Source organism: Bacillus sp. FSL R10-2201 (genome assembly GCF_038008665.1).
In the GTDB taxonomy this organism is placed as follows: Bacteria; Bacillota; Bacilli; order Bacillales; family Bacillaceae_G; genus Bacillus_A; species Bacillus_A mycoides.
The window spans coordinates 3,411,289-3,435,311 of the sequence record NZ_JBBOZP010000001.1 but is presented as its reverse complement, the minus strand read 5'-3'; the positions used below and the strand labels follow the sequence as shown (position 1 = coordinate 3,435,311).

26 protein-coding genes and 1 pseudogene are annotated in these 24,023 nt (G+C 36.0%); 18 read left to right on the top strand and 9 right to left on the bottom strand.

What is annotated here, in order from left to right; all coding sequences use genetic code 11:
* The first annotated feature begins 2 nt into the window (after positions 1-2).
* Positions 3-446 (top strand): NUDIX hydrolase, encoded by a 444-nt coding sequence (locus NSQ69_RS17705; RefSeq protein WP_002128512.1) that lies wholly within the window; start codon positions 3-5, stop codon positions 444-446.
* A 42-nt stretch (positions 447-488) separates the two neighbouring features.
* On the opposite strand, the gene NSQ69_RS17700 is transcribed toward NSQ69_RS17705, so the two are convergent.
* A complete protein-coding gene (locus tag NSQ69_RS17700) occupies positions 489-1,691 on the bottom strand; it encodes an alanyl-tRNA editing protein (RefSeq protein WP_148312556.1) in 1,203 nt (400 codons plus the stop codon).
* Between the two features lie 133 nt (positions 1,692-1,824).
* Between NSQ69_RS17700 and NSQ69_RS17695 the strand changes: the two genes are divergently transcribed.
* Both NSQ69_RS17695 and NSQ69_RS17690 read left to right on the top strand, forming a co-directional pair.
* Complete coding sequence (locus tag NSQ69_RS17695; protein ID WP_002137716.1) at positions 1,825-2,217, top strand: hypothetical protein; 393 nt, start codon at positions 1,825-1,827, stop codon at positions 2,215-2,217.
* An 84-nt stretch (positions 2,218-2,301) separates the two neighbouring features.
* Entirely contained in the window at positions 2,302-3,540 is a 1,239-nt protein-coding gene (locus tag NSQ69_RS17690; protein WP_002128510.1) for an MDR family MFS transporter, read from the top strand.
* 51 nt (positions 3,541-3,591) lie between these two features.
* Here NSQ69_RS17690 and NSQ69_RS17685 read toward each other — a convergent pair whose 3' ends face one another.
* Both NSQ69_RS17685 and NSQ69_RS17680 read right to left on the bottom strand, forming a co-directional pair.
* Positions 3,592-3,978, bottom strand: a complete 387-nt coding sequence (locus NSQ69_RS17685) for an Hsp20/alpha crystallin family protein (RefSeq protein WP_002066632.1) — start codon at positions 3,976-3,978, stop codon at positions 3,592-3,594.
* 125 nt (positions 3,979-4,103) lie between these two features.
* Positions 4,104-4,247, bottom strand: coding sequence for a small acid-soluble spore protein P (locus tag NSQ69_RS17680; protein ID WP_002128508.1), 144 nt, complete (start codon positions 4,245-4,247; stop codon positions 4,104-4,106).
* Between the two features lie 121 nt (positions 4,248-4,368).
* Between NSQ69_RS17680 and NSQ69_RS17675 the strand changes: the two genes are divergently transcribed.
* Positions 4,369-4,632: a hypothetical protein gene (locus tag NSQ69_RS17675; protein ID WP_002014282.1), complete on the top strand. Its 264-nt coding sequence runs from the start codon at positions 4,369-4,371 to the stop codon at positions 4,630-4,632.
* Positions 4,633-4,678: 46 nt separating this feature from the next.
* On the top strand, positions 4,679-5,404 hold the full coding sequence (gene pdaB, locus NSQ69_RS17670; protein ID WP_002066634.1) for a polysaccharide deacetylase family sporulation protein PdaB: 726 nt from the start codon (positions 4,679-4,681) through the stop codon (positions 5,402-5,404).
* Positions 5,405-5,441: 37 nt separating this feature from the next.
* On the opposite strand, the gene sspO is transcribed toward pdaB, so the two are convergent.
* Positions 5,442-5,591, bottom strand: coding sequence for a small acid-soluble spore protein O (sspO, locus tag NSQ69_RS17665; protein ID WP_002033549.1), 150 nt, complete (start codon positions 5,589-5,591; stop codon positions 5,442-5,444).
* A gap of 289 nt (positions 5,592-5,880) precedes the next feature.
* Between sspO and acnA the strand changes: the two genes are divergently transcribed.
* Positions 5,881-8,604: an aconitate hydratase AcnA gene (acnA, locus tag NSQ69_RS17660; RefSeq protein WP_002014285.1), complete on the top strand. Its 2,724-nt coding sequence runs from the start codon at positions 5,881-5,883 to the stop codon at positions 8,602-8,604.
* A gap of 69 nt (positions 8,605-8,673) precedes the next feature.
* A pseudogene (locus NSQ69_RS17655) lies at positions 8,674-10,388 on the top strand (ABC transporter ATP-binding protein).
* A gap of 22 nt (positions 10,389-10,410) precedes the next feature.
* On the opposite strand, the gene NSQ69_RS17650 reads toward NSQ69_RS17655, so the two are convergent.
* Both NSQ69_RS17650 and NSQ69_RS17645 read right to left on the bottom strand, forming a co-directional pair.
* Positions 10,411-10,743, bottom strand: a complete 333-nt coding sequence (locus tag NSQ69_RS17650) for a YmzC family protein (RefSeq protein WP_080017234.1) — start codon at positions 10,741-10,743, stop codon at positions 10,411-10,413.
* A gap of 11 nt (positions 10,744-10,754) precedes the next feature.
* Positions 10,755-10,970, bottom strand: a complete 216-nt coding sequence (locus NSQ69_RS17645) for a hypothetical protein (RefSeq protein ID WP_002121369.1) — start codon at positions 10,968-10,970, stop codon at positions 10,755-10,757.
* Between the two features lie 481 nt (positions 10,971-11,451).
* Here NSQ69_RS17645 and NSQ69_RS17640 point away from each other — a divergent pair, with 481 nt between their 5' ends.
* The 4 genes from NSQ69_RS17640 (at position 11,452) to sspN (ending at position 13,543) form a co-directional block, all read left to right on the top strand.
* A complete protein-coding gene (locus NSQ69_RS17640; protein ID WP_002128499.1) occupies positions 11,452-12,027 on the top strand; it encodes a TlpA family protein disulfide reductase in 576 nt (191 codons plus the stop codon).
* Positions 12,028-12,142: 115 nt separating this feature from the next.
* A complete protein-coding gene (locus NSQ69_RS17635; RefSeq protein WP_016100849.1) occupies positions 12,143-13,090 on the top strand; it encodes a 3'-5' exonuclease in 948 nt (315 codons plus the stop codon).
* 131 nt (positions 13,091-13,221) lie between these two features.
* A complete protein-coding gene (locus NSQ69_RS17630; RefSeq protein WP_002014298.1) occupies positions 13,222-13,365 on the top strand; it encodes an FbpB family small basic protein in 144 nt (47 codons plus the stop codon).
* Positions 13,366-13,408: 43 nt separating this feature from the next.
* Positions 13,409-13,543 carry an acid-soluble spore protein SspN gene (gene sspN, locus NSQ69_RS17625; RefSeq protein ID WP_000527988.1) on the top strand — a complete coding sequence of 45 codons (135 nt, stop codon included), beginning with the start codon at positions 13,409-13,411 and terminating at the stop codon, positions 13,541-13,543.
* A 76-nt stretch (positions 13,544-13,619) separates the two neighbouring features.
* Here sspN and NSQ69_RS17620 read toward each other — a convergent pair whose 3' ends face one another.
* Positions 13,620-14,912: a glycosyl hydrolase family 18 protein gene (locus tag NSQ69_RS17620; protein ID WP_002066644.1), complete on the bottom strand. Its 1,293-nt coding sequence runs from the start codon at positions 14,910-14,912 to the stop codon at positions 13,620-13,622.
* A gap of 109 nt (positions 14,913-15,021) precedes the next feature.
* On the opposite strand from NSQ69_RS17620, the gene NSQ69_RS17615 reads away from it, so the two are divergent.
* A complete protein-coding gene (locus NSQ69_RS17615; RefSeq protein ID WP_002128497.1) occupies positions 15,022-15,441 on the top strand; it encodes an acyl-CoA thioesterase in 420 nt (139 codons plus the stop codon).
* Between the two features lie 77 nt (positions 15,442-15,518).
* Here the strand turns inward: NSQ69_RS17615 and NSQ69_RS17610 are convergent, their stop codons facing one another.
* Positions 15,519-15,809 carry a HesB/YadR/YfhF family protein gene (locus NSQ69_RS17610; RefSeq protein WP_002033558.1) on the bottom strand — a complete coding sequence of 97 codons (291 nt, stop codon included), beginning with the start codon at positions 15,807-15,809 and terminating at the stop codon, positions 15,519-15,521.
* Between the two features lie 109 nt (positions 15,810-15,918).
* The gene (gene plsY / locus NSQ69_RS17605) at positions 15,919-16,515 is read right to left on the bottom strand and encodes a glycerol-3-phosphate 1-O-acyltransferase PlsY (RefSeq protein WP_002014306.1); all 597 of its coding nucleotides are present in this window, start codon (positions 16,513-16,515) and stop codon (positions 15,919-15,921) included.
* Between the two features lie 225 nt (positions 16,516-16,740).
* On the opposite strand from plsY, the gene NSQ69_RS17600 reads away from it, so the two are divergent.
* From NSQ69_RS17600 to parE, 6 genes are all read left to right on the top strand, one after another.
* A complete protein-coding gene (locus tag NSQ69_RS17600; RefSeq protein ID WP_002167839.1) occupies positions 16,741-18,597 on the top strand; it encodes an anaerobic ribonucleoside triphosphate reductase in 1,857 nt (618 codons plus the stop codon).
* Positions 18,594-19,046, top strand: coding sequence for an anaerobic ribonucleoside-triphosphate reductase activating protein (gene nrdG / locus NSQ69_RS17595; RefSeq protein ID WP_002128495.1), 453 nt, complete (start codon positions 18,594-18,596; stop codon positions 19,044-19,046). Before NSQ69_RS17600 ends, nrdG begins: the two co-directional genes overlap by 4 nt.
* 18 nt (positions 19,047-19,064) lie before the next feature.
* Positions 19,065-19,742, top strand: coding sequence for a response regulator transcription factor (locus NSQ69_RS17590; protein WP_002087776.1), 678 nt, complete (start codon positions 19,065-19,067; stop codon positions 19,740-19,742).
* A gap of 203 nt (positions 19,743-19,945) precedes the next feature.
* Positions 19,946-21,187 (top strand): S1C family serine protease, encoded by a 1,242-nt coding sequence (locus NSQ69_RS17585; protein WP_002185182.1) that lies wholly within the window; start codon positions 19,946-19,948, stop codon positions 21,185-21,187.
* Between the two features lie 79 nt (positions 21,188-21,266).
* Complete coding sequence (locus tag NSQ69_RS17580) at positions 21,267-21,680, top strand: CoA-binding protein (RefSeq protein ID WP_341099564.1); 414 nt, start codon at positions 21,267-21,269, stop codon at positions 21,678-21,680.
* 378 nt (positions 21,681-22,058) lie between these two features.
* The gene (parE, locus tag NSQ69_RS17575; protein WP_002014314.1) at positions 22,059-24,023 is read left to right on the top strand and encodes a DNA topoisomerase IV subunit B; all 1,965 of its coding nucleotides are present in this window, start codon (positions 22,059-22,061) and stop codon (positions 24,021-24,023) included.

Sequence of the window (24,023 nt, the reverse complement as noted above, 5' to 3'; positions counted from 1 at the left end):
ATATGGAAAGTGTAATGCAAGTTCGTGTTACGGGAATTTTAATTGAAGATGAAAAAGTATTGCTAGTAAAGCAAAAAGTTGCTAATCGCAATTGGTCTTTACCTGGGGGAAGGGTAGAGAATGGTGAAACGTTAGAAGAAGCGATGATTCGAGAAATGAGAGAAGAAACAGGATTAGAAGTTAAAATTAAGAAGCTACTCTATGTTTGTGATAAACCAGATGCTAGTCCATCTTTATTACATATTACGTTTCTGCTTGAAAGGATTGAAGGTGAAATTACGTTACCTTCTAATGAATTTGATCTTAATCCAATTCATGATGTACAAATGGTAGTGATTAAAGACTTAAGTCATTATGGTTTTTCGGAAACTTTTATAACTCTTATAAGTGAAGGTTTTGCAAGTGCAGGGAGTTATCAAGGCTTGAAACAAAATATAGGCCTGTAAATAATTGAAGGATAGCCGTTAGCTACCCTTCATAAACATGTTTTACACTGCTGACTGTAAAGAAGAAACAAGTTGATTTAAAAACTCATCTCTACTCATAATTGCTTTCCCACCGCCACGAGCACTCTTTTTATTTCCTCCGCCTTTTCCTTCAATAGAAGGGAGGGCATCTTTTAAAAGAGCATTCATATCGAGTGTCACTGCTTTACCACAAGCAAGAATACATTGTAATTTGTCCTCATTTTCAATAACGAAGTATGTAATTGCGTGTTCTTGTTGTTCTGTAATAATGGCAGCTAGTTTTGCGACTTCTTGCATAGAGCGATTTGTAAATGCTCGAGAGATAAGTGTTCCAGCATGTATTTCTTCCGATTGTTGTAATAGTTCATTTGCTTCTACAAATAATAGTTTTTCATTCATTGCTTGTATTGCCTTTTCGTTTTCTTTTTGAGAGGTAAGAAGTTGTGCTACTTTTGCTGGAATATCAGTTTCGCTACTGTTCAATTGCTTAGAAACATCGGTTAATATTTGTTGATGTTGTCCCATTAATTTAAGAGAACGCCAACCAGCTATAAATGTTAAGCGTATACCACCTTTATTGCGCTCCCATCCTAGTACTTGAATAGGACCTACTTCACCAGTGTGTTTCGGATGCGTTCCGCCACAGCCGTTGTAATCATAATTTGCGATAATAACAACGCGTATATTTTCTGTCATAGTTGGTTCTTTGCGAAGGGGTAATGCTTTGGCCTCTTCTAAGTTCATCCATTTAATACGAATAGGGTGGTTTTCAAAAACAATTTGATTAGCAATTTGTGCGGCCTTCTCAACAGTTTCTGTAGAAAGATTGGCAGTTTCTAAATCAATGGTTATAGTTTCTTTTCCAAGATGGAACCCGATCGTCGGTATGTTAAAGTGATCCCAAAAAGCAGCGGATAAAATGTGCTGAGCCGTATGTTGTTGCATATGGTCAAAACGGCGCTCCCAATCTATTTTACCCTCTACTTCTTCTGTATGTAATTGTTCTATTATGAAATGACGAATTTCTCCATTTACTTCTTCAACGTTACTTACCGGAATACCATTTAAAGTTCCAGTGTCATGTGGTTGTCCGCCGCCTGTTGGATAAAATGCAGTTTCATTTAAGACAACATATAAGTTTCCTTCTGTATCATGCTCTTGTTTTATAACTTTAGTAGTAAAGTCTTTCTTATAAGCGTCGATGTAATATAATTTTTTCTCCAATTTTCTTTCCCCTTTCGTGTTAGCTAGTTTCATTGTAAAGCAATTGAAATTAGTTTCCTAATATTTCAGAAGAAAGAAACTTTTTTTAGAATTTTCTTGCTATAATAAGAAGAAAATGCGGGGGGGAATGAAAATGCCATATGAAAACGGCGTAGATAAGTTGCTTAGTTTAAGCAGAAATATTTCCGAATTATATCGAGAATTAAATGAGATGACCCGGATTTTAACGGATTGTAATCGAGAAAGTGTGAAATTTGATCGGTTATATGTAAAGGAGTTACTTTGGAAAAAAGAAGATGTCATAGAGAAGTATGAACAATTACTCGTCCAGCTTTGTATTAATGAATGCTTTGATTTAAAAAGTGTAATTACTGGCGAATATAAGTATACATATGAAGAAGTAGAAAGCATTGTTTTAGAATTTAATGAAAAGTATAATGTAGCTATTTTGATTAAAGATGTTTGTAAAGAACTACAGTTTACATACGGAATTGATATGGAAATAACGAGAACAGCTCGGGTATAAACATCTCAAGTATAGAAAAAGGAAAAAGAAAGCAGATCCTTTGCTTTCTTTTTTTATGTAAGAAAAGGGAGAGTAGGTTTAAAGATGAAGGGGAAGTTACAAAATATTCATCCACTTGGAATGAGTATCATTATAGGGACATTATTTGCTAGGTTTGCAACTTCAATGAGCATTCCTTTTTTAGCGATTTATTTAACGACTGTTAAAGACGTATCGGCTGGAATGACCGGTGCTATCATTGGAACGAGTGCGCTTGTTGGAGTGTTAGCTAGTTTTATTGGAGGCAATTTATCGGATCGATTTGGTCGAAAGATGATTATAATATGGTCCATGATTGTTTGGGTGTTTGTATTTATAGGATTTTCAGTTGCAGATCATGTTTTGAGTTTCTTTCTATTAAACGCTTTGAATGGATTATGTCGTTCTTTTTTTGAACCGACATCAAGAGCTTTATTATCAGATTTAACGAAACCAGAGTATCGTTTACTCGTATATAATTTGCGTTACGGTGCAATAAATGTTGGAGTAGCGATGGGTCCACTTGTTGGATTACAGATTGGAAGTGCAAAATCAACGATTCCTTTTTTAGTAGCCGCTGGAGTGTACATTTTATATACAGTTATATTAGCGTTTCAATTTAAGAAATATCCACTTGATAATAAGAAAGTAACTACAGAAAATCCGGTCACAATGTTAAGTGCGGTTCGGATTTTGCGAAAAGACATAGTATTTTTAGTTGCTTTAGTCGGAATCATTTTGAGTAATAGTGGTTTTTCACATTTAACGACGACACTATCTCAATATTTTGCAAACGCACATATATTTCAAGATGGAGTAAAGTTGTTCTCATATATGCTAACTTTAAATGCGGTTACAGTAGTAGTTATTCAATACCCTGTTATTCAAATGTGTAAAAAGTATACGCCGTTAGCATCTATTATGGTTGGAACGTTATTTGTGAGCGGGGGATTGTTTGGATTTGGACTAGTAGAATCTATGTTAGGGGCTGCTATATGTACAATTATTTTTACATTCGGAGAAGTATTAATGTTTTCAATGACAGATGTATTTATTGATGAGATAGCTGTTTCGCATTTGAAAGGGACATATTTTGGAGCTATGGGCTTTTCGGGAATTGGAGTAGTAATTGGTCCTTGGTTTGGCGGGATACTTCTCGATCATTATGGATATCAAAATGGCTTTATTGTATTTTTTATATTAGCTGTTTTTTCAACCACTGCATTTCCAGTCCTATTAGTTACAAAAAGCTTAATGAAAAAAAGATATATTAGAAATTCTAAAATAGAAATACATGCGAAATAACATAAGCCCCAGCAAACTAAAAGGTTGCTGGGGCTTATGTTTGTATTTATATTAATCGTTAATTCGAAAAAAGACTTTCTCTTCATGCGTGTTGGCAACTTCATTTTTGGAAATATGAATGGCTAAATATCCATTCTCTAAGCAGGCTAGCATCTTCTTATAAATAATATTAGCAGGTAAAGGAATTATCCGCTGTAAAGAATTATTTTTATGAAGTATGCAAATGTTTAGGCCTGTCTCCATCTTTTTAATGAGTACATCTTGTTCAGTTACATTTAGTACATCTGTTTCCAAAATGTATTCTTGTTCTGTTTCACAAAGGTCAATATGAATTTGATTTGGAAAACTAAAGTTACTATAAGAATCGGAACAAAATTGATCCATCCATTCTTCGAAACCATCAACATGAAAAAGACAATCCTTCTTTTTCTTGCCCATGAAAGACACCCTCCGTAAAATCTCAATTCATACTATGTTATGCATGAATGAAATAGAGGTGAAGAACAAATAGAAAAATATAAACATTTTATGTGAAAGATACAGTGTGTGTGAATACTTTTGCTTTACATATCATGATGTGCATGATTTTTTTGACGTGAATGATTACGGTTTTTAACTTTATGAGATCCACTTAAAGGCTCGGGCTGTCCAGAAGATTGCCCTTTTTTCTCGTTTTGACGATTAGATTGATTCTTGTTTTTACCCATTGTATTTTACACCTCCTCTCCCTATTTAGAATGAGAGAAGTTTGCGAATTTATACGAGAATGTTTTTTGAGAAATGGGTAAAGATAAGTAGGACTAACTCATATAGGAAGGGGAAAGTGTTATGCCATATCATAAAGATAAGCAACAGGCTTTTCAGGCCGCGCAGCAAGGGGTTGTTCAAGCGGAAAATATATTCAATAATATTGTGAAAAATGACCCGAATTACGGCCATGATTTAAAAGAGTTACGCCAAGAAGTGCAAGAGGCGTACGAACAGATTCAAAATGCACTTGAAGTAGCATCAGAAACGCAGCGTCCACAACTTGAGCAATATGAAAGTAATCTCCAAAATATTATGCGAAATGTAGATCAAATAGAAAAGTGAAAAAGGTTGTTGTGAATTCAACAACCTCATTACTTTTAGTGCTACTATGCTGAAACGAAAAATTATTCTATCAATTTTTTCTTTAATTTGTGCAGTACATATATTTCAAGTGGACAAAGTGGAAGCTAAAATGTTGTTAAGAAAAGAGCTAGAGCCAACTGGCTATGTAACATGGGAAGTGCCAAATAATGAAAAAATTATCGCAATTACATTTGATGATGGACCGGACCCAACTTATACACCGCAAGTATTAGAGTTATTACGTCAATATAAAGCGGAAGCGACTTTTTTTATGATTGGCTTTCGAGTTCAGCGTAATCCGTACTTAGTAAAGCAAGTGTTGAAAGAAGGGCATGAAATCGGAAATCATACGATGAATCATTTGTATGCGAGTAATTCATCAGATGAAAAATTAGAACATGATATTTTAAATGGAAAGAAATATTTTGAAAAATGGGTGAAAGAACCTTTATTGTTCCGTCCGCCAGGTGGATATATTAATGATGCTGTATTTACTACGGCAAAAAAAGCTGGGTATCAAATTGTTCTATGGTCATGGCATCAAGACCCTCGTGATTGGGCGAATCCGGGTACAGAATCCATAGTAAATCATGTTGTGAAAAATGCTAAAAGTGGAGATATTGTACTGTTGCACGATGGAGGAAGTGATCGTAGTCAAACAGTGGCGGCATTAGCAAAAATTTTACCTGAACTGAAAAAGCAGGGTTATCGATTTGTAACAGTTTCGGAGTTGTTACGTTATAAACATTAGAGAAAATCCCAAAAGGTATACCTTTTGGGATTTTTCGTTACTGATTCTTTTTTCGTTTCTTATTATTTTGTCGCTCTGCCGGAGTTAAAGGTTCATTTGCGAACTCTTCATTATAGCCAGTTCCTTGCCCTTGGGCGGATGCAGCATTCATTCCTGAAATAATATGATTGGCTTTTCTTTTACCCATTTTTCTCACCTCTATAATGTTTTTTATAGACGAACCATGAGTCGTTCATAGCATATATGAACGTAAAGTAAAACACTGAAAGAGTGCTTTACTTTATAGTAATAGTATTAATAAAGAGCATGGACACTATTCAAATTTAGAAAGATAAAGAAAACTTATGATAATCCATAAGTTTCTTATTATTTACTTATTTAGAAAGTTGTAATAAGATATTATCGTAAGGTATTGAAAAGTTTGTCTACATTTTATATTCAGACAAATTAGTCACGTTTAACAGGGGGGAAACATAATGGTCAAACATAATCCATTTCAATCACGTGCAACTTTTGAACTAGATGGAAAGACGTATCATTATTATCAATTGAAAGCGCTTGAAAACGCAGGGGTTGGCAACGTATCTCAATTACCATATTCCGTGAAAGTTTTACTTGAATCTGTACTTCGTCAAGTAGACGGACGCGTAATTACAGAAGAACATGTTACAAATTTAGCGAAATGGGGAACGAAAGATGTTCAAGATATCGATGTTCCGTTTAAACCATCTCGCGTAATCTTACAAGACTTCACAGGTGTTCCAGCTGTTGTAGATTTGGCTTCGCTTCGTAAAGCAATGGCAGATATGGGCGGAGATCCTGATAAAATTAATCCAGAAATTACTGTAGACCTTGTAATTGACCACTCTGTACAGGTTGATAGAGCGGGTACAGCGGACTCGCTTGCATTCAACATGGACTTAGAGTTTAAACGTAATGAAGAACGTTATAAATTTTTAAGCTGGGCACAGAAATCATTTGATAACTACCGTGCAGTTCCACCAGCAACAGGTATTGTACACCAAGTAAATCTTGAATATTTAGCACCGGTTGTTCATGCGGTGAAAAATGCTGAAGGTGACTTAGTTGCATACCCAGATTCATTAGTTGGAACTGACTCACATACAACAATGATTAATGGTATTGGTGTTCTTGGATGGGGCGTTGGTGGTATTGAAGCAGAAGCAGGAATGCTTGGACAGCCTTCATATTTCCCAGTACCTGAAGTAATCGGTGTGAAATTAACTGGTACACTTCCAAGTGGTACAACAGCAACTGACGTTGCATTAAAAGTAACACAAGTGTTACGTCAAAAAGGTGTAGTTGGTAAATTTGTTGAGTTCTTCGGTAATGGACTAAAGAGCATGCCTTTAGCTGACCGTGCAACAATTTCAAATATGGCACCAGAATACGGTGCAACTTGTGGATTCTTCCCAATCGACGATATTTCATTAGAATACTTACGTTTAACAGGTAGAGATGAAGAGCAAATTCGCGTTGTTGAAGAATATTGTAAAGCAAATGGCTTATTCTATACAGCAGACAGTAAAGATCCAATTTATACTGATCTTGTTGAAATTGATTTAAATACAATCGAATCTAATCTTTCTGGACCGAAACGTCCGCAAGATTTAATCCCACTTTCAAATATGAAAGAGGAGTTCCATAAAGCTGTTGTAGCACCAGTTGGAACACAAGGGCTTGGATTCAATGAGCAAGAGTTTGATAAAGAAGTGAAAGTTACATTGAAAGATCAAGAAGTAACGATGAAAACAGGTGGAATTGCAATTGCTGCAATTACAAGCTGTACAAATACGTCAAATCCGTACGTGTTAATTGGAGCAGGGTTAGTTGCGAAGAAAGCAATTGAAAAAGGACTTAAAGTACCTGGTTACGTAAAAACATCGTTAGCACCAGGATCTAAAGTTGTTACAGAGTACTTAGATAAGTCTGGTTTAACAACGTATTTAGATCAATTAGGTTTCCAAACAGTTGGTTACGGCTGTACGACTTGTATCGGTAACTCTGGTCCATTAGCAGAGGAATTAGAAGAAGCAATCGCAGCAAATGATTTATTAGTAACATCTGTTTTATCTGGTAACCGTAACTTTGAAGGTCGTATTCACCCACTTGTAAAGGCAAACTACTTAGCATCACCACCACTTGTTGTGGCATATGCACTTGCAGGTACTGTTGATATTGACCTGAAAAATGATGAAATCGGTAAAGATGTAAATGGTAATGCTGTTTACTTTAATGATATTTGGCCATCAGCTAAAGAAATTGAAGATGTAGTTCAAAGTGTTGTTACATCTGAATTGTTCAAAAAAGAATATGCACAAGTATTTAACAGCAATGAGCGCTGGAATGAAATCCAAACTTCAAATGAAGCTTTATATACTTGGGATAATGATTCAACATACATTCAAAACCCACCGTTCTTCGAAGGATTATCTAAAGAGCCAGGTGAAGTTGAAACGTTATCAGGTTTACGCATAGTTGGTAAATTTGGTGATTCTGTAACGACAGACCACATTTCACCAGCAGGTTCAATTGGTAAGCACACGCCAGCTGGACGTTATTTACTAGAAAACGGCGTACAACCAGTCGACTTTAACTCTTACGGTTCTCGTCGTGGTAACCATGAAGTTATGATGCGTGGTACATTTGCAAACATCCGTATTAAAAACCAAATCGCACCAGGAACAGAAGGCGGATATACAACATATTGGCCAACTGGTGAAGTAACATCTATCTATGATGCTGCGATGAAATATAAAGAAGATGGCACAGGCCTTCTAGTTGTTGCTGGTAAAGACTACGGTATGGGAAGTTCTCGTGACTGGGCTGCGAAAGGTACAAACTTATTAGGTATTAAAGCAGTAATCGCAGAAAGCTTCGAGCGTATTCACCGCAGTAACTTAGTATTAATGGGCGTATTACCATTACAATTTAAAGATGGCGACAGTGCTGAAACATTAGGTCTTGTTGGTGACGAGTCATTTGAAATTCAAATTGACAAAACGGTTAGACCACGCGATCTTGTAAAAGTAGTTGCAATCGATGCAGAAGGAAAAGAGAAGCAATTTGAAGTAGTAGCTCGTTTCGATAGTGAAGTTGAAATTGACTACTACCGTCACGGTGGTATCTTGCAAATGGTTCTTCGTTCGAAAATCGAAGAGTCTAAAGTGTCAAACTAAATAATTGAAATGAATGGTAAGGAAGCTAACATTTGTTAGCTTCCTTACTTTATGTACAGAGGGAAAGGGATGAAACCATTTGGTTTCATCCCTTTCCTTTTATTATGCAAAATTGGGGGAATGACAATGAATGAGTATAGAAGAATAATGTTGCCGCTGTTGCAAGAAAAGCTATTGCTAATTAGTGCGATTTGTAGCGGAATAGTAGCTGCCATTTTAAATTTATCCCGTCCGCTATTTATGGGGCTAATTGTAGATAACATTATTCAGCGGGAGTTAAAAGGTACGTATGTATATATTGCTTTGTTTGCGGGGAGTCGATTTTTGATGTGGGTGAACAATCTGTTATTTGATTATGTAAGCTCAAAAGTAAGTCAGCGAATATTACGAGAGAAGCGTATAGATGTATTACGTCATTTTTTCTTATTACCGTTTGAAGAAAGTGAGAAGGTAAAACAAGGGGAGTTAGAAACATTAGTCGTTTCTAATATTCCGAATTGGGTAAGGTTATATGGATCTATATTAATAGAATACATCCACGCCATTGCACAATTTATTGGTGCGTTCATAGCTCTACAACATATCGATGTACAGTTCATATGGTGGATAACCCCGTTTTTATTTTTAAGTGCAATTGTTCCAATGCTTATGGGGGGAAAAGTAAGAAATATTGCAAGTATTGCTCAAAAAAATCAATCAAGTGTTGTAGAGATGATGTCACAGTTTGTAAAAGGTATACAAGATTTACGTAGCTTACAAAAAGAAAAATGGGCAATTCATTTGTTTAAAGGAGTGACGGCACAATCTTATAAAACAGAAGTAAGGAAGACGATGATACAACATTGTATTGGGATAGTTGGAACGGTAATAGAAACAGGAGCATATATAGTTGTTCTTATTATAGGAGCAAAAAAATAATAAAAGGGGATATGGAAGTCGGTTCGCTTGTGGCGGTATTAGCTACAATTGAGATGTTATTTTTTCCTGTTCGTTATGCAAGTGATTTATTAATGATGACACAAGTTGCTATTGCTTCGGCAAATCGAGTTTTTTGTTTTTTAAATATAGGAGCTGAATACAGAAATGTAGAGAGAGCGATGGGAATGAGATTAACAAATGTTTCATTTCAAGAGAACGTCGAAGAGAGATGTAGAATTAAAAATATTCATTTGCAAATTAATCCTGGTGAACTCGTCATTATTGTAGGAGAAAGTGGTGCAGGAAAAACAACGCTTTTAAAATTAATAACGGGTGTGTATAAACCATCTAACGGTAGCATTGTTTATTATGGTAATGGGGCTCGTATGACTACAGTGTGGCAAGAACCTCGTTTCTTTCGGACGACAATAAAAGAGAATATGTATTTCGGTGAAGAGTATTTAGAAAACCAGTTAGCAAAAAATATTGAACTTGTAAATGTGAAGCCGATTATTAGGGATTTACCTGAAGGGATTCAAACTGTACTACATAAAAGCGGTGAAGAGTTTTCGGGAGGAGAGAGAAAACGTCTTGCGTTATTGCGAGCGATTGTATCAAATCCGAATCTTATTATTTTAGATGAACCGACTGCGGGATTAGATCCGAGCAATCAAGAAGTGGTTTGGAATATGCTTAAAGGGCTAGGGGGGAATGTAACGAGAATTGTGACGACACATGATGTAGAGAATGCGATGATAGCGGATCGGGTGGTTGTTATGAATAATGGGAGTATTGTGGAATGTGGGGATCCTAGAGAATTATTAAATTGTAAGTCATTGTTTAAAGAGATGCTAATAAAAAGATAAGAGCTACATAGCGCTCTTATCTTTATTCACTCTTATTAAGTTGATACGTATAAGACTCAGGATCGTTAGTACTAAACTCTTTTACTAGAGTAAGTTGATTTGTATCCGGATTATACTTGAAAATCTTGACTATACGTTCGCTACTTAGTGATGGATTATATTCTTGAATAGCAAATGTATTTTCAGCAATCTGTGTCATATTACTGGTGGAAATATTTTCTATGGAATCATGATTTGTAGAAATTTCAACGACTCGTTCACCGTTGAAAAATAAAAGAACGATTACTAAAATAACTAAACATATGCGTATATAGCGAAGTTCTTTACTAATAGGGTGTTCTCCCAAAACAATCATCCTTTCTGTAACTATTGTATAGTAGTGGTGGTAGTCATCGTGAAGAAACTAAGAATACCGAGACCAGCTAAAAGGATAAATGAGATTAAAGCGATATAGAGACAAATACGTCCCACTTGCTTTTTTTCAGGATCTTTACTGAAGAGCGAGATGATCCAAGTGATAATCCCGATTGGTGAAAATATAAAACTAAGAATATATAATAGTATTTTTTCAAATAAATTCATAAAAATCCCCCTTTTTGAAAGCTCTACATGTGCAGTTTTCTTCGTATTAGCGCTGCTGTTATGTAGGAAAGTACAGAATAAACAGCACTATAAACAATCCAAGCGTCTAAGTTTTGTAAAGCTAGGTGTATATTAAATTTAGAGACGATAATGAAAAATATAAGTGGAACAGTAAAAGAAATAATAATTGCAGCCCATTTGAATTTGTATAGTAAGGTGCTAAAAAAAATACAAAGTAATGGTAAAGTGAAAAAAACAAAAGTGAAAGGGTTGATAAGTAATTGTAAAATACATATCACCTCGCAAGTTTTGTATTTATTTCTAATTATATGATAAAAAGGGAAATATTTCATCTGGACTATAAATATTCTAACTATTTCGACTGTGAATATTTCCAAGCTTGTCCGTATAAGCTAAAATAAGGTATATAGTATTTTGGTGATTATGTAATAAGAAGATAAACACGTAAGGGTGATATAATATGTGGCGGAAGCTTACCATTATTGTAGTGTTACTTTGTTTAGCGGGATATGCAGCTTATGAACAGTTTGGTAAAGAGGATCAAGTAATGCAAGAAAAGCCTGCCAAAAGTGAAGCTGCTATGAAAGAGATTTTCGCAAGGAACGGTATTGAAATTGGAAAGAGCGCACCAGATTTTGAATTAGCAAAGATAGATGGAACGAATGTAAAGTTATCCAATTTAAAAGGAAAGAAAGTTATTTTAAACTTTTGGGCAACGTGGTGTGGGCCTTGTCAGCAAGAAATGCCTGATATGGAGGCCTTTTATAAAGAACATAAAGAAAACGTAGAAATTTTAGCTATAAACTATACTCCTTCAGAAAAAGGAGGGGGAGAAGAAAAGGTAAGGAACTTCGCTAAAGAAAAAGGAATTACTTTTCCTATTTTATTGGACAAGAACATTGATGTGACAACAGCGTATAAAGTAATTACCATTCCAACTTCTTATTTTATTGATACAGAAGGTGTCATTCAAGATAAGTTCATTGGACCGATGACGCAAAAAGAGATGGAGAAACGGATTGCTAAATTAAAATAACGGTGAAAAGGTAGAGGTGGAAAGTTACCATTTCTGCCTTTTCTTTTTCACGTAGTGATAGCAGCGTGTTATGATAAAAGAAATATAAACGTTTAGAGGTAAAGGAGTGTTTGGAGTGGGGAATATATCCTTACCATTAGATTATGTTGTAATTGATTTTGAAACAACAGGATTTAACCCTTATAATGATAAAATTATTCAAGTCGCAGCAGTGAAATATCATAATCATGAACTAGTAGATCAATTTGTTTCCTATGTGAATCCAGAGCGTTCAATTCCGGACCGAATAACGAGTTTAACAGGTATTACAAATTATCGTGTTTCAGATGCACCGACGATTGAAGAAGTATTACCTTTATTTTTAGCATTTTTACATACAAATGTTATTGTCGCTCATAATGCATCTTTTGATATGCGTTTTTTAAAAAGTAATGTAAATATGCTTGGACTACCTGAGCCTAAAAATAACGTTATTGATACTGTGTTTTTAGCGAAAAAATATATGAAGCATGCGCCTAATCATAAACTTGAAACGTTAAAACGAATGCTTGGAATTCGATTAAGTTCTCATAATGCATTTGACGACTGTATTACGTGTGCGGCTGTTTATCAAAAATGTGCAGCGGTTGAAGAAGAAGGAAAAAGAAAAGCGAATAAGGAAGTACTTGATGAAACAGCGGTATTTGAAGCAGTAAAAGAAATGCTTGTACGAAATAAACGTGATATTGAGTGGATTCGTTGTATGAATGTTGGGAGTTATTTAGATATAAAAGCCTTTTACCCAATTATAAGGTTAAAGGTCAAAGGGCGAAAGAAATATGTGTTAACAGAAAAAATGGAAGACGATGTAAGAGAAATTTGTACGAGCTTAACATACGAGGCAGCATTGAAAAGTGAGATTGGCAACACGAGAATTATGATTGACAGTGTAGAGGACATTTTGAAGCTAGAGAGCTACATTGTAGCAGAATACGATTCTGTATTACGAGCGCTGGATGAATATAGAGCAAATAAAGTAAATGCGGATGAAGAAATTAAAAAATATTTAAATACGATGGTGTAAAAAATCCCATGTGCAATATATGCGCATGGGATTTTTTATCAAAACATAAAATTTTCTTACAAATCTGATTAAAGAGTTTTTCATTTGCTCATACTATGTAATAAGAAAGCGTAGAAGAAAGGGTGAGCAACATGAGAAGAAGTCGCCGTAGATCGTTTGAAGAACTTGTAAATGAAAATAAACAACAATTATTAAGCGATCGTGATGCAATGGATCGAATTGAAAAACGAATTGAAAAACGTTATGAAATGAAACTTTTTAAGCAGGCTGAATAATTCTTAACACTAGTACGATACTAGTGTTAAGGAGGCGATAGTAATGGGTAATCCGAAAAAGAATTCAAAAGACTTTGCACCAAATCAAATTGGAACACAATCGAAAAAAGCTGGTGGCAATAAAGGAAAGCAAATGCAAGACCAAACTGGCAAACAACCAATTGTTGATAACGGTTAAAAAAAGGAGAATGTCATCATTCTCCTTTTTGTGTGTTTGGATAATATTATAAAAATATTTAAAAAGCTGACTTTCGTCAGCCTTTTTTCGTAATTGTAAAGTTTTCAACGAGTAAACGCCAATTTTGTGGGAATGGTAGACCGATCTTCCAGTAACTAATACCGCCAATGCCTTGTTCTTTCATTAAATTGAATTTACTTTGAATAGACCTCGAATCTTCAAACCAAACCTCGTGTTGTACGCCGTTTTCATCAAAGTAATTAAAATGTGGAGCTTGGGCTGTGAAATCATAGCGGATAGGAACATTGTATTTACGAGCAAGTGCAACAGCTGCGACAGAGCTAACTGCTTTTGCGGGTGGATTCCCTTGTTTGAAAGGAAGTTTCCAATCAAATCCATATAAATTTTGCCCCATCATAATTTTTTGTGGGGGCATTTGAGATTTTGCATATTGAAGTACTTCTTTTACAGGACCAATAGGGGAAATCGCCATCGGTGGTCCACCTTGCCAACCCCAGTCGTATGTCATAATGACGACGAAATCAACAATTTGTCCTTGTGCTTTATAATCGTGAGCCTCAAAAAATTTCCCTTTTTGATTTGAGCTCGTTTTCGGTACAAGTGTTGTACTTAATGTGTATCCGCTAGGTAAGCGTGTTTTCACATTTCGTAAAAAACGATTATACGCTTCGCGATCTTCAGGTGCCACACTCTCGAAATCGAAATGAATGTCTCGCATGCCATATTTTTCAGCTGTTTGCAAAATGTTAGTAATAAACTTGTTTTGAATTGTTGCATCGCGTAAAATAACCGAGGTCAGATCGGCACTGAAATTTCCATTTTCAATATTTGTAATAACGAGCATAGGGATGGTGTTACCTTGCGTTGCAATATTAGCGATTTTCGCTGTTTCCGTCGGTTCTTTTAAAGTGCCGTCTCTTTTTGCTTCAAAGCTGAAGTAGGCTAAATATGTTAAAAATGGATTAATAGCACGTGTAGCATTTACTAAACTTTCTTTTATCGGTATTGTTGAAGGCTGTAAATAAGCAATGGATTCTACTGCTCGTTTTGTTCCTTTCGGTATATATAATTGCTGTCCGACATGGAGAATAGATTTTAATGAAAGGTTATTAACTTTAGCTAAACTGGCGAGAGGGACGTTATACGTTTGAGAAATTCGATAAAGGCTGTCACCTGGCTGTACATAATAATTATTGCCTTTTGTATTAACGATAAGTGCCTGACCAACAACGAGTGTTTCAGCTGGATTTAGTCCATTGTCTTTTACAATTTCTTCAGGTGTAGATCCGTACTTTGATGCTAAACCATAAACACTATCACCGCTACGAACAGTTACAATTTGGATCATGTGCTTGCCCCTTTCGGTAAAAGATTCACTGTTTTTATTTTATTTTTGATTCCTCTGTATTATGATTAAATGTATGCAAGGTAGCAGAAGTGAAAGAAGGCGAATAGAAATGTTTGTAGCAGAACATGAAGTTGAAATCCGCTATGCGGAAACAGACCAGATGGGTGTTGTTTACCATTCAAACTATTTAGTGTGGCTAGAACTTGGGCGCACTAAACTTATACAAGAATTAGGATTTTCATATGTTGAAATGGAGAAAGAGGGAATTATTTCTCCTGTATTAGACTTGCAAATTTCATATCGTAAAGCGATGCGTTACGGAGAAAAAGCTATTGTGAAAACGTGGGTTGATACTGTGAGCCCGCTCCGCGTTGTATATGGATATGAAATTTATAATGGTGATGGCGAACTTTGTATTACTGCAAGCACGACGAATATTTGTGCGAAAAAAGAAGGGTTCCGCCCTGTATCATTTAAAAAATTATATCCTGAGTGGTATGCGAAATATGAGGAAATTAAAAAGAAATAAAGTGAAACTTTAATCAGTGGGGGTCTTACTACCCGCAAATAGCGGGATAAAAAAAGCGTGGCAGAAGCCACGCTTTTTTATTTTTCATAATTAAATTGAGGGAAATCATCACCGTCGTTAAGTGTAACTAATAAATTATGTCCATCGAAGAACCACTCATCATCGCCTTCAATAAAGAAGTTAATACCTTCTTCTTGAGTTTGAACAGCAGGGTGCGCAGGGTCATCTTTACGAATACCTAAAGAAAGTCCTTTTTGCACAGTACTGCAACCGCCGTATTGTACGAAAAGGCGTATTGTTTCACCCGATTGTAAGTTTAATTCGTTTTTATACCATTGTGCTGCTTCTTTTGTTACGGAAAGATTCATGTATAGTTCCTCCAAATTATGTTGCTTTTTCTTTTAGTATAAAAAATAACGCAAAAAGACGCTATTAATATGCTTCACGTTTTCTTTTTGCGTTATGTGGGTTACGATCTTATTTTTGCTTTTTTGAAAAGTTTGCTTTTGGTTCAGTTTTATTTATAATTCGTCCGATATTTGCACGGTGTTTATAAATAACCATACCTGCTAATAAACACATCGCAATAATGAAGATTTTATCCCCGCTAACAATGGATGCAATAACAGCAACGACAGCTGTTATCATAGAAGAAAGTGATACGTATCTTGTTGTAAATAAAAGGCTGAAAAAGACAACAGCTAATATTGCAAAAACAACTGGTGAATAGCATAATAGCACCCCAGCAGAAGTTGCAACTGCTTTCCCCCCGCGGAATTTTGCGAAGATCGGATAGACATGTCCAAGAACAGCGGCTAATCCAAACCATAGTGGGTGAATATCTGACCCGAAAATAATCGGTAGACCTGTTGCTAATGTACCTTTTAAAATGTCAGCAATTGTTACGATAAAACCTGCTTTTTTCCCTAATGTACGGAATGTATTTGTTCCGCCTAGATTACCGCTTCCATGCTCACGAATGTCGATTCCATAACCAATTTTTCCAACGACTAATGCAAATGGAATCGAACCGAGTAGATAGGCAACGATAAATAAAAGATATGTAATAACCATGAGTTCAGTCTCCTTTATACAAATGTGTTGATAAAGGGTAAAAAGAGTTTTTCCCATTTATTGTACCATACATTTGTAAAGAGCACATTTCTTTTTTATAAATGAAAAAGTCATTAATTTTTAAAAAAACTTTCACAGGAATGTTACATTTTTCACAGGAACAGAAGAACTATATGTTGTATGATTTTAATCAAAAGACAACAACATGTTGGTGGAGGGTTATGAATGTTGAAACAAAATGTACGTGGAGAAGAATTAATGAAAGTATTTGAGACAATTATCCACGGTAATGAACAAGATTTAATGCAGGAAAATGCAAATGTAGATGGTCGATCTCCAATGGGAGTAATGGGAACGTTCGCATCTGAGAGCGCAAAGTATTATGCAGTAGAAAAATTATTATCAGATCAAGTGAAAAAAGCGATAGATCAAAATATATTATATCCACATGATTTAGATTTTTATGCAACAGGAACGACGACTTGTTCGCAAATTCCGTTAGCGCAAATGCTAGCTAACGGTTTCCATACTGGACATGGACATATGAGACAACCGCAAGACATTAAAAGTGCGTTGGCGCTTTCTTCAATTATTTTTCAGGCGAATCAAAATATGCAGCACGGTGGTCAATCGTTTGCACTCTTTGATATTGATTTAGCTCCATATGTGAGAAAAACAGTAAAGAGACATAAAAAACGACTACAGTCATATCCGCTTACGAAAGAACAAATAGAGGAATTTGCATGGAAAGAGACAGAAAATGATACGTATCAGGCGTGTGAGGCTTTCGTTCATAATTCAAATAGTATGCATAGTAGGGGCGGGGGACAAGTACCATTTATTTCTATTAACTACGGAACAGACACATCGAAAGAGGGAAGACTTTTAATTAAGCAACTTTTAAAAGCGACGCAAGCTGGACTTGGTAAAGGAGAAACACCGATTTTTCCTATTCAAATTTTCAAAATGAAAAAAGGGGTGAACTTTGAAGAGTGTGATCCGAACTATGATTTATTTGAATTAGCGTTAGAAACGACCGCTGAGCGATTATTCCCTAACTTTTCGTTTTTAGATGCTCCATTTAATGCAGTGCACTATGATGGACGACCTGAAAGTGAAGTATGTTACATGGGATGTCGCACTCGTGTTATGTCTAATATACATGGAGAAGAAACGGCAATAGGAAGAGGTAATCTGTCGTTTACTTCTATTAATTTAGTGAAATTAGGGCTAATTAGTGGATCGAAAGAAGCGTTTTTTGAAGCGCTAAGTTATTATTTAGATTTAGGCGTTAAGCAATTATTAGAGAGATTTGCTTATCAATGTACAAAGAGAGCAAGAGATTTTCAGTTCTTATATTCACAAGGTGTATGGCGCGGTGGAGAGACGTTACAACCTGAAGATGCTGTGGCACCGATTTTAAAACAAGGGACGTTAAGTCTTGGTTTTATCGGTCTTGCAGAATGTTTAGTAGCGTTAACTGGAAAGCATCATGGAGAAAATGAAGAATCGTGGAAGCTTGGATATGAAATTATTTCCTTTATGAGAGAGAGAATGGATAAGGCGATGGAAGAACATCAACTCAATTTCTCTGTAATTGCAACGCCGGCAGAAGGGTTATCAGGAAAGTTTGTGAAAAAAGATAGAGAAGAATTTGGTGTAATTAGCGGTGTGACAAATCATAATTATTATACAAATTCGTTCCATGTACCGGTGTATTACAATATTCAAGCGATAGATAAAATTCGATTAGAAGGACCGTTCCACGCTCTTTGTAATGGCGGACATATTACGTACATTGAACTAGATGGTGCAGCTGTGCATAATCAAAAAGCGTTAAAGCAAATTGTACAAGCGATGGCGCAGTACGGAGTGGGGTACGGTTCAATTAACCATCCTGTTGATCGTTGTAAGTGCTGTAGTTATCATGGCATTATCGGGAATGAATGTCCGAGTTGCGGGAATGAAGATGAGAATGAAATAGAAAGAATTCGCCGCATAACAGGATATCTTGTTGGAGATATGTCAAAGTGGAATAGCGCGAAACGTAGTGAAGAGATGGATCGGGTGAAGCATAAATGAAAGTTATGAATATCATTCATGATAGTGTAGTAGATGGAGAAGGATTGCGGACAGTCGTGTTTTTTGCGGGCTGTCCGCATCGTTGTATCGGTTGCCATAATCCGAAATCATGGAATGTTTGCAATGGAACTGAAATGACGGTAGAAGAAATTGTGAAAGAGATTGAAAAAAATTCATTAACCGATGTAACATTTTCAGGCGGAGATCCATTTTTTCAAGCTGCTGAAGTGAAAAAAGTAGCAAAAGCAGTGAAGGATTTGAGAAAAAATCTATGGATTTATACAGGTTACAGGTTAGAAGAGATACAGAGTGCTCAAAATAATGATATGATAGAATTGTTACATTATGGGGATGTTTTGGTCGATGGAAGATTTGAACTTGATAAAAAAGATTTAACACTTCCATTTCGCGGAAGCTCCAATCAACGTATTATTCGATTGAAAGAGTAAAAAGGCGGGATAGGTTATATGAATAAAACAGTATTACTTGTTGAAGATGAAAGAAGATTACGTGAAATTGTTAGTGATTATTTTCGTAATGAAGGCTTTGAAGTAATCGAAGCGGAAGATGGAAAAAAAGCGCTAGAATTATTTGCTGAACATACAATTGATTTAATTATGTTAGATATTATGTTACCAGAAATAGATGGTTGGTCTGTTTGTAGACGAATTAGAAAAGAGTCAGCGGTACCAATTATTATGCTGACAGCACGTTCTGATGAGGATGATACATTACTAGGCTTTGAACTAGGTGCAGATGAGTATGTAACAAAACCTTTTAGTCCGAAAGTGTTAGTAGCTCGTGCAAAGACGTTATTGAAACGTGCGGATGGAGCGGTAGGAGTATCAGAAGAAAATACTATGTCTTTAGCTGGAATAGAAGTGAATCGACTATCTAGAACAGTTTTAGTAGATGGTGAAGAAATTATATTGACACATAAGGAGTTTGAACTTCTTGTTTATTTAATGGAGAACAAAGGAATTGTGTTGTCACGTCAACATTTATTAGATCAGTTATGGGGATATGATTACTACGGTGATGACCGAACGGTTGATACACATATTAAAAAACTGCGAAATAAGCTAGGAGATAAGGCGAAGCATATCGGCACTGTTATTCGAGTAGGTTACAAATTCGAAGAATAACCTTTAATTTACTATGCATCCCGGCTTTGGGATATAGCAAATTTACACTCTCCTTTGTAGGTGGAATGTACAAAAAATACTTTTCTTGTCTACAATGGTAGATAGGAGTATTTTTTTAATTGGATTTCACGATGAGTTCACAAGAAGGACACAAAATGTGACTATACTGAAAGTACGAATTCACCAGGGAGGGGAAATAAAACATGGGATATTACGACGGACCGAATTTGAATGAAGAGCATAGTGAAACGAGAGAAGTGAAAAAATCAGGTAGTAAAAAAGGATATTTTTTCACAGGTTTAGTTGGAGCTGTAGTCGGGGCGGTTTCGATTAGTTTTGCAGCACCGTACATGCCATGGGTGCAAAATAATGATGCAGCTGTTTCGTCATTCAATTCTAATAAACAAGTAGAAGGAACTGTAGTTCCAGTTGTAAATAAGGCGAAAAATGAAACTGATTTACCGGGAATGATCGAAGGCGCGAAGGATGTTGTTGTAGGTGTTATTAATATGCAACAAAGTGTTGATCCATTTGCAATGCAACCGACAGGCCAAGAGCAACAAGCTGGCTCAGGATCAGGTGTTATTTATAAAAAAGCAGGAAATAAAGCGTATATTGTAACGAACAACCATGTAGTAGATGGAGCAAATAAACTTGCTGTAAAACTAAGTGATGGTAAAAAGGTAGATGCAAAGCTTGTAGGGAAAGACCCTTGGTTAGATTTAGCGGTTGTAGAAATTGATGGATCTAATGTAAATAAAGTTGCCACTTTAGGTGATTCAAGTAAACTTCGTGCGGGTGAAAAAGCGATTGCAATCGGTAACCCACTAGGGTTTGATGGAAGTGTAACAGAAGGTATTATTAGTAGCAAAGAACGTGAAATTCCAGTAGATATTGATGGCGATAAGCGTGCAGATTGGAATGCTCAAGTTATTCAAACAGATGCAGCGATTAACCCAGGTAATAGTGGTGGTGCGTTATTTAACCAAAACGGTGAAATAATTGGGATTAATTCAAGTAAAATTGCACAACAAGAAGTTGAAGGAATTGGCTTTGCTATTCCAATTAATATTGCAAAGCCAGTTATTGAATCCCTTGAAAAAGACGGAGTAGTGAAACGTCCAGCTCTTGGAGTAGGTGTCGTTTCATTAGAAGATGTGCAAGCTTATGCAGTAAATCAATTAAAAGTGCCAAAAGAAGTAACAAATGGAGTTGTATTAGGTAAAATCTATCCAATATCACCAGCGGAAAAAGCTGGTTTAGAGCAATATGATATAGTAGTAGCGTTAGATGATCAAAAAGTAGAGAATTCACTTCAATTCCGTAAATATTTATATGAAAAGAAAAAAGTAGGCGAGAAAGTAGAAGTTACATTCTATCGCAATGGCCAAAAAATGACGAAAACAGCTACATTAGCAGATAATTCAGCTACAAAGAATCAATAATCGGAATAAAAGAAAGTCTCTTTCATGTTGAAAGAGACTTTCTTTATCGGATATACTAAAGGAATAGGAGGGATAAATTATGGTAATTGAAAACCCAACTCGTACGGAAATTGGTGAAGTATTAAAGAAAAGTAAAACGATTGCAGTTGTTGGATTATCAGATAAGCCAGAACGCACATCGTATATGGTTTCAAAAGCAATGCAAGATGCTGGGTACCGCATTATTCCAGTAAATCCAACAGTAGATGAAGTACTCGGAGAAAAGGCAGTTTCTTCACTGACGGATATTAAAGAACATGTTGATATTGTAAATGTGTTTCGTCGCTCAGAATTTTTAAAGGATGTTGCGAAAGAGTTTGTAGAGATTGATGCAGATGTTTTCTGGGCACAATTAGGAGTACAAGATGAAGATACATATAAACTATTACAAGAAAAAGGCTACACAGTAATAATGGATCGTTGCATTAAAGTAGAGCATGTAATGACAAAATAGTATAGATTTTAAAGATAGAAAGATTGATTCAGCCCTCACTTTTTACATAAGTAGGGCGGATGAACGAGGTGTTCATCATGAGATTTTTTAAAGGCTGTTTTTGGGGATTGTTACTTGTTATCCCATTTTGGATATTGATCATTTGGATCATGATAAAGGTTTGGAATGTATAATGTTGGAATACATATCCATTTCTCGTTGACAAACGATTATTTTTCTGAAATAGTAGCCTAGAGGAATCCTTGTGAAAAAAAACAAGGATTTTTCTATTGAAAATAGTATATAAAAGAGATAAGATAACTTGCCAAAACTATAGTCGAGGCGTTATTCTATAATAGAAACATATGTTCTGATTTGATTAGGAAAGGGGCAAGGAGTTTGGCGAAGCATCAGTTCCAATATAATGAAGATGCAATCCAAGTGTTAGAAGGACTTGAAGCCGTTCGAAAACGCCCGGGTATGTATATCGGGAGTACGGATAGCCGTGGATTGCATCATTTAGTATATGAAATAGTAGATAACTCCGTTGATGAAGCATTAGCGGGATTTGGCGACGAAATTTCTGTCGTAATACATAAAGATAATAGTATTAGCGTAATTGATAAAGGGCGAGGAATGCCTACGGGAATGCATAAGCTTGGAAAGCCGACACCTGAAGTTATTTTAACTGTACTTCATGCTGGTGGTAAGTTTGGCCAAGGAGGCTATAAAACGAGTGGTGGTTTACACGGTGTTGGGGCATCAGTTGTAAACGCCTTATCAGAATGGCTAGTAGTAACGATTAAGCGAGATGGTAGCATTTATGAACAACGCTTTGAAAATGGTGGTACTCCTGCAACGACGTTAGAGAAAATCGGGAAAACGAAAGAGTCTGGTACAACGATGCACTTCAAACCAGATACAACTATTTTCAGCACAACAAATTATAATTATGAAACATTATGTGAGAGATTACGTGAATCTGCATTCTTATTAAAAGGAATGAAAATCTCGATAAAAGATGAACGTAATGATTTAGAAGATGTGTTTCATTATGAAACAGGAATTGAGGCTTTCGTTTCATACTTAAACGAAGAGAAAGATTCGATTCATCCAGTTGTATATTTCTCGGGTGAGCAAAATGGAATTGAAGCAGAGTTAGCGTTTCAGTTTAATGATGGTTACTCAGAAAACATTCTTTCGTTTGTAAATAATGTACGTACAAAAGACGGTGGTACACACGAAGCTGGATTTAAAACAGCAATGACACGTGTGTTCAATGAGTATGCTCGTAAAGTTTCTTTATTAAAAGAAAAAGACAAAAATTTAGAGGGTACAGATATTCGAGAAGGATTAGCTTCGATTGTTTCTGTACGTGTACCAGAAGACGTACTCCAGTTTGAAGGGCAAACGAAAGGGAAACTAGGTACAAGTGAAGCTCGTTCTTCAATTGATGCAATTGTATCTGAGCATTTAGCTTACTTTTTAGAAGAAAACCCGGATGTAGCTACACTTCTTGTGAGAAAGGCAATTAAAGCAGCACAAGCACGTGAGGCTGCTCGTAAAGCGAGAGAAGAAGCGCGTACTGGTAAGAAGAAGAAAAAATCAGAAGGTACTTTAAGCGGGAAGTTAACACCTGCACAATCACGTAATCCTCAGAAAAACGAATTGTATTTAGTAGAGGGTGACTCGGCTGGTGGTTCAGCAAAGCAAGGGCGAGATCGTCGTTTCCAAGCGGTACTACCATTACGTGGTAAAGTAATTAACACGGAAAAAGCAAAGCTTGCTGATATTTTTAAGAACGAAGAGATCAATACGATTATTTACGCAATTGGCGGAGGCGTAGGGAATGAGTTCGCTGTTGAAGATATTAACTACGATAAAGTTGTTATTATGACCGATGCAGATACGGATGGAGCACATATTCAAGTGTTACTACTGACGTTCTTCTACCGTTATATGAAACCACTTATTGAAGCTGGTAAAGTATTTATCGCACTTCCACCTTTATATAAAGTAAGTAAAGGAAAAGGGAAAAGTGAAGTAATTGAATATGCATGGTCTGATGAAGAATTAGGTGATGTAACGAAAAAGGTCGGTAAAGGCTACATGTTGCAGCGCTATAAAGGACTTGGCGAAATGAATGCCGATCAATTATGGGAAACAACGATGAACCCTGAAACACGTACGTTAATCCGTGTGAAAATTGACGATGCATCAAGAGCTGAGCGCCGAGTTACGACATTGATGGGGGATAAAGTAGAACCTCGCCGTAAATGGATTGAGCGTAATGTACAATTTGGTATGCAAGAAGAAGGAAATATTTTAGAAAATGAAATGATTATGGAGACGGAGGTGGAATAA

Excerpts from the sequence above, each read along its gene's own strand:
- NSQ69_RS17705 (WP_002128512.1), top strand. The coding sequence starts at position 3 with ATGGAAAGTGTAATGCAAGTTCGTGTTACGGGAATTTTAATTGAAGAT.
- NSQ69_RS17695 (WP_002137716.1), top strand. The coding sequence starts at position 1,825 with ATGCCATATGAAAACGGCGTAGATAAGTTGCTTAGTTTAAGCAGAAAT.
- NSQ69_RS17690 (WP_002128510.1), top strand. The coding sequence starts at position 2,302 with ATGAAGGGGAAGTTACAAAATATTCATCCACTTGGAATGAGTATCATT.
- NSQ69_RS17685 (WP_002066632.1), bottom strand. The coding sequence starts at position 3,978 with ATGGGCAAGAAAAAGAAGGATTGTCTTTTTCATGTTGATGGTTTCGAA.
- NSQ69_RS17680 (WP_002128508.1), bottom strand. The coding sequence starts at position 4,247 with ATGGGTAAAAACAAGAATCAATCTAATCGTCAAAACGAGAAAAAAGGG.
- NSQ69_RS17675 (WP_002014282.1), top strand. The coding sequence starts at position 4,369 with ATGCCATATCATAAAGATAAGCAACAGGCTTTTCAGGCCGCGCAGCAA.
- pdaB (WP_002066634.1), top strand. The coding sequence starts at position 4,679 with ATGCTGAAACGAAAAATTATTCTATCAATTTTTTCTTTAATTTGTGCA.
- sspO (WP_002033549.1), bottom strand. The coding sequence starts at position 5,591 with ATGGGTAAAAGAAAAGCCAATCATATTATTTCAGGAATGAATGCTGCA.
- acnA (WP_002014285.1), top strand. The coding sequence starts at position 5,881 with ATGGTCAAACATAATCCATTTCAATCACGTGCAACTTTTGAACTAGAT.
- NSQ69_RS17650 (WP_080017234.1), bottom strand. The coding sequence starts at position 10,743 with ATGATTGTTTTGGGAGAACACCCTATTAGTAAAGAACTTCGCTATATA.
- NSQ69_RS17645 (WP_002121369.1), bottom strand. The coding sequence starts at position 10,970 with ATGAATTTATTTGAAAAAATACTATTATATATTCTTAGTTTTATATTT.
- NSQ69_RS17640 (WP_002128499.1), top strand. The coding sequence starts at position 11,452 with ATGTGGCGGAAGCTTACCATTATTGTAGTGTTACTTTGTTTAGCGGGA.
- NSQ69_RS17630 (WP_002014298.1), top strand. The coding sequence starts at position 13,222 with ATGAGAAGAAGTCGCCGTAGATCGTTTGAAGAACTTGTAAATGAAAAT.
- sspN (WP_000527988.1), top strand. The coding sequence starts at position 13,409 with ATGGGTAATCCGAAAAAGAATTCAAAAGACTTTGCACCAAATCAAATT.
- NSQ69_RS17620 (WP_002066644.1), bottom strand. The coding sequence starts at position 14,912 with ATGATCCAAATTGTAACTGTTCGTAGCGGTGATAGTGTTTATGGTTTA.
- NSQ69_RS17615 (WP_002128497.1), top strand. The coding sequence starts at position 15,022 with ATGTTTGTAGCAGAACATGAAGTTGAAATCCGCTATGCGGAAACAGAC.
- NSQ69_RS17610 (WP_002033558.1), bottom strand. The coding sequence starts at position 15,809 with ATGAATCTTTCCGTAACAAAAGAAGCAGCACAATGGTATAAAAACGAA.
- plsY (WP_002014306.1), bottom strand. The coding sequence starts at position 16,515 with ATGGTTATTACATATCTTTTATTTATCGTTGCCTATCTACTCGGTTCG.
- NSQ69_RS17600 (WP_002167839.1), top strand. The coding sequence starts at position 16,741 with ATGTTGAAACAAAATGTACGTGGAGAAGAATTAATGAAAGTATTTGAG.
- nrdG (WP_002128495.1), top strand. The coding sequence starts at position 18,594 with ATGAAAGTTATGAATATCATTCATGATAGTGTAGTAGATGGAGAAGGA.
- NSQ69_RS17590 (WP_002087776.1), top strand. The coding sequence starts at position 19,065 with ATGAATAAAACAGTATTACTTGTTGAAGATGAAAGAAGATTACGTGAA.
- NSQ69_RS17585 (WP_002185182.1), top strand. The coding sequence starts at position 19,946 with ATGGGATATTACGACGGACCGAATTTGAATGAAGAGCATAGTGAAACG.
- NSQ69_RS17580 (WP_341099564.1), top strand. The coding sequence starts at position 21,267 with ATGGTAATTGAAAACCCAACTCGTACGGAAATTGGTGAAGTATTAAAG.